Origin of the sequence: Mycobacterium sp., from assembly GCF_035603715.1 — a bacterium.
Classification (GTDB): domain Bacteria; phylum Actinomycetota; class Actinomycetes; order Mycobacteriales; family Mycobacteriaceae; genus Mycobacterium.
Window position 1 is genome coordinate 1 of the sequence record NZ_DATNJW010000114.1, and the last position, 4,236, is coordinate 4,236.

4 protein-coding genes are annotated in these 4,236 nt (G+C 67.3%); 1 reads left to right on the top strand and 3 read right to left on the bottom strand.

The window, feature by feature from the left end; all coding sequences use genetic code 11:
* Nucleotides 1-156: 156 nt before the first annotated feature.
* Nucleotides 157-1,452 carry an MFS transporter gene (locus tag VN856_RS05155; RefSeq protein ID WP_325686812.1) on the bottom strand — a complete coding sequence of 432 codons (1,296 nt, stop codon included), beginning with the start codon at nt 1,450-1,452 and terminating at the stop codon, nt 157-159.
* Between the two features lie 110 nt (nt 1,453-1,562).
* The gene (locus VN856_RS05160; protein ID WP_325686806.1) at nt 1,563-2,969 is read right to left on the bottom strand and encodes an acyl-CoA synthetase; all 1,407 of its coding nucleotides are present in this window, start codon (nt 2,967-2,969) and stop codon (nt 1,563-1,565) included.
* 120 nt (nt 2,970-3,089) lie between these two features.
* On the opposite strand from VN856_RS05160, the gene VN856_RS05165 reads away from it, so the two are divergent.
* On the top strand, nt 3,090-3,512 hold the full coding sequence (locus VN856_RS05165; RefSeq protein ID WP_325686808.1) for a TIGR03618 family F420-dependent PPOX class oxidoreductase: 423 nt from the start codon (nt 3,090-3,092) through the stop codon (nt 3,510-3,512).
* Here the strand turns inward: VN856_RS05165 and VN856_RS05170 are convergent.
* Nucleotides 3,509-4,236 (bottom strand): CoA transferase (locus tag VN856_RS05170; RefSeq protein ID WP_325686810.1); only part of this gene is annotated, 728 nt, incomplete at its 5' end. The genes VN856_RS05165 and VN856_RS05170 overlap by 4 nt on opposite strands.

Genomic DNA, 4,236 nt, shown 5'->3' on the forward strand with positions numbered 1-4,236 from the left:
GTGGCAGGGCCAAGAAGGAGCCCATGAATGCCACTTTTCCCAAAATCCGCCGGAAATACTCCGGTAATGCGCACGTAATACGCAGTAAATTCGACGGGCTATCCACTAACCGCCCGCAGTGGATTGGAGAACTACCGAACAACCGCTGCGGTCAGGTCAGCCGCTGGCTGACACCTCGGCCTCGCCTCGGGTGGAATGCAGTGCTGTGCCGATGGTTTCGGGAAGCAGATAGGTGCACACCAGACCCGTCAGGGACAGGCCTGCCAGCATGGGCCCGATCACCCAGCTGCCATAGGTGGCTTGCAGTGTGCCGGCGATCAGCGGGGGCACGGCACCACCGAGGATGCCGGCCAGGTTGATAGCCAACGCGGATCCGCTGTAGCGGTAGCGGGTGGCAAACAGCTCGGGAATGAAAGCTCCCGTTGGCCCGGAACCGATTCCGCCGATCGCGCACATGCCGGCGATGGCGACCGCGTAGAACACCGGGTTGCCGGTGTCGATCAACGGAATCACCACCAGCGCCCAGGGCACGCATCCCGCCCAGCCCAGCAGCATCAGCCTGCGGCGTCCGACCCTGTCGCTGAGGGTGGCCGACAGCGCGACGAACGCAATGCTGACCAGGCCGCCCAGCACTCCGACGGCCCAGATGAAGCCCCGGGTGTAGCCGAGTTCGGAGTGGGCGTACCTGGTCAGGTAGGTGTTCGACATGTAGACGAAGGACATGCCGCCCAGGATGCTGCCACCGGCCAGGACGATCTCTCGGCGCTGCAATCGCCACAACTCCGCGATCGGGGCCCTCGGGAGCACGTTTAGGGCCTTCTCCGCGACGAACACCGGAGTCTCGTCGATCCGCATCCGCACATAGAAGGCGATCGCGATCAGGCCGGCGCTGATCAGGAACGGAATCCGCCACCCCCACTGCATGAACGCGGGGCTGTTCTCGCCGATGGTGAAGTTCACGCCCAAAAACGTCAGGCTCGACAACACCACCGCCGCCCCGCCACCGAGCAGCGTGAACATCCCGAAGCGGCCGCGTCGGCCGTCGGGGGCGTATTCCGCGCTCAGTAGCGCCGAGCCCGCCCACTCCCCGCCTACGGCAAACCCTTGCAGCAGCCGCAACGCAACCAGGATCAACGGGGCTGCCACTCCAATGGTCGCCGTGCTGGGCACAGCGCCGACGGACATGGTGGAGACGGCCATGATCAGCAAAGTCGCGATCAGCGTTTTCTTCCGGCCCAACCGGTCGCCGAAGTAGCCGAAGGCGAGCCCGCCGATCGGCCGCGACACGAACGCGCTGGCAAATGTGCCCATCGAGGCGATCGTGCCCAGCGCCGGGCTGAGATGCGGGAAGAAGACGGTGGGAAACACCAGCGCCGCCGCGGTGCCGTAGATCATGAAGTCGTAGAACTCGATCGCCGAGCCCACCAGACACGCGGCGGCGACGCGTCTCATCGGGGTGGCGGTAGCGGCGGCGGTCGTCACCGCGACACCACCGTTGGGCTGCATCGGTGCACGGCTACGACGGTAGGGAAATCCGAGCCTGGTGTCACACCCGCCGCGCGTTAGCTTTGCGTCAACAATTTCTTCTTGAGTACCTTGCCCATCGCGTTGCGGGGCAGTTCGTCGACGATCCGAACCTCACGCGGCCGCTTGTGTACCGAAAGCTGCTGAGCCACATAGTCGATCAACTCTTGCGGCTCGGCCTCGCCAACGATGAACGCGACGATGCGCTGGCCCAGGTCGTCATCGGGCAGCCCGACCACCGCGGCCTCGGCCACGCCCGGATGCCCAAGCAGCACCGTCTCGATTTCTCCCGCCCCGACCCGGTACCCACCCGACTTGATCAGGTCAACCGACTCGCGGCCGACGATGCGGTGCATGCCGTCGGCGTCGATCACCGCGGCGTCACCGGTGCGATACCAGCCGTCGGCGTCAAAGGCTTCCGCCGTCGCGTCCGGCCGGTTCAGGTAGCCGTTGAACAGCGTCGGGCCCCGCACCTGCAGGCGCCCAATGGTTTCCGCGTCGTGCGGCACCGGATTGTCGTCGTCGTCGACCAGGCGGCTCTCGACCCCCGCCAGCGGCAGTCCGACCCAACCCGGTCGGCGTTCACCGTCCGCGCGGGTCGACAGCGTGATCAGCGACTCTGTCGCTCCGTATCGTTCGACGGGTGCATGGCCGGTGAGCCGGACCAACTGGTCGAACACCGGGACCGGCAGACCCGCGCTGCCGGACACCAGTAGGCGCGCCGACCGCAGCGCCTCGGCCGCGGCGTTGTCTGCCACCACCCGCGACCACACCGTCGGCACGCCGAAGTACAGCGTGCCGCGAGCTGCCGCATAGGCTTCGGGCGTCGGTCTTCCGGTGTGCACGAAGCGATTTCCGACCCGCAACGACCCAAGCAGGCCCAGCACCAGGCCGTGCACGTGGAACAGCGGCAACCCGTGCACGAGCGTGTCCTCGGCAGTCCACTGCCAGGCCTCGGCCAGCGCGTCCAGATCCGCGGCGATCGCCTGACCGCTCAACTGGACCCCTTTGGGCGGCCCGGTCGTGCCCGACGTGTAGATGATCAGCGCGGTGTCCTGCGGCGACGGCTCGGGTTGGCGGTGCCAGGACCGGGCACCCATCCGCACCGGAATGTGCGGCAACCCCTCGGGCTCATCGGGCACCGGACCCAGCCAGGCCTGCGCGCCGGAGTCGGTGAGGATGTGGCGGCGTTCGGTCTGCCCGACGTCGGCCGGTACCGGGACCACCGGCACCCCGGCGATCAGGCAGCCGGCGATGGCCAGCGCAGTCGGCGCGGTGGGAGTGGCCAGCACCGCGATCCGATCCGCACCGCGGACTCGTTCGGCAACCGAGTTGGCCGCCCCGACCACGTCACTACGGCTGAGCGTGACATCGCCGAAGCGCACGGCGTCCTCGAGATCATGGCCACCCGCGACAATGGAGGGGTCCAGCGAGGTCAGCAACACGTCAGCAGGCTACCCCGCTCGGTTCTCATCGCATCGTCGGATTGCGGTGTCGCCGTTCGTCGGACAGGTAGGGAGTCGAACACAGGGTTCTGCTCACCACCTAGGAGAAGCGGTCGCATCGTGAAACTCAACGACGTCGCACGAAAACTCATCGGTTCCGACCCTGCAACGCTGGTCACGATCAATCGCGACGGCAGCCCGCAAGTCAGCTTGGTCTGGATGAGGGTCGAGAGTACGGCCGAGGGTGCAGATGAGCTGGTCACCGCTCATCTTCAGGAGCATCAAAAGATCCGCAACATTCGCCGTGATCCCCGCGTGGCGGTGACCATCGTGTCCACCGACCGCAGCGGGCCGCAGACTCCCTATCTGTCGATCAAGGGCACGGCGCGCGTCGAGGAGGGCGGCGCTCCCGAACTGCTCGACGAGATCGCCACGACGACATTCGGCCCGGGCACCGGCTTCCCGCCGCCCGATGCACCGCCTGGATACCTGACGCACATCACGATCGAGAGAGTCGGCGGCGTAGGCCCGTGGGCGACCTAGGTGTTCATCACCCGTTCGCCGATCACCTTGTCGCGGCGCAGGGCGTCGACCTGGTCGCGGGATAATCCGAGGCCGCCGAGGATCTCGTCGTTGTGCTGCCCGAGCGTGGGCGGGGCGAACCGGTGGTGACGCTCCGGTCCGGGGGTGATCCGAAACGGCCAGCCGGGATAGCGGTGACGGCCGGTGACAGCGTGTTCGAAATCCTCGTAGAACCCGCGGGCGTCCAGCCCGGGCAGCTCATACATCCGCTCGGGCCTGGTCACCTCTTCGGCGGGGATGCCGTGTTCCCGAAGGGCGGCAACGATATTGGTGGCCGACCGTGTTCGGGTCCAGGTCGCGACCGCTTCATCGAAGGCCTCGTGATCGTCGGCCGCCAGGTCGGGGCGATCCATCAGGTGCGTCAGCCGCGACCAGTCAGTGTCGTCGCGCACCGACAGCGCCACCCAAGTGTGGTCGCTGTCGGTCGGGTAGACGCCCTGCCGGTAACCCCGCTGCCGGTTGCCCTGGCGCGGGGAGACGACGCCGTTCATCGAGTACTCGATCACCGGTTCGGCGGTGATCGCGGCACCGACTTCGATCTGCGCGACCTCGATCAGCTGGCCCTCGCCGGTGCGCCGGCGGTGGTCGAGCGCGGCGAGCAACGCCACCCCCGCGTGCACGCCGACGATGGGATCGGCCGGGCCCTGAACGTTGCACGGCGGACCCTGCGGGTAGCCGGTCACCG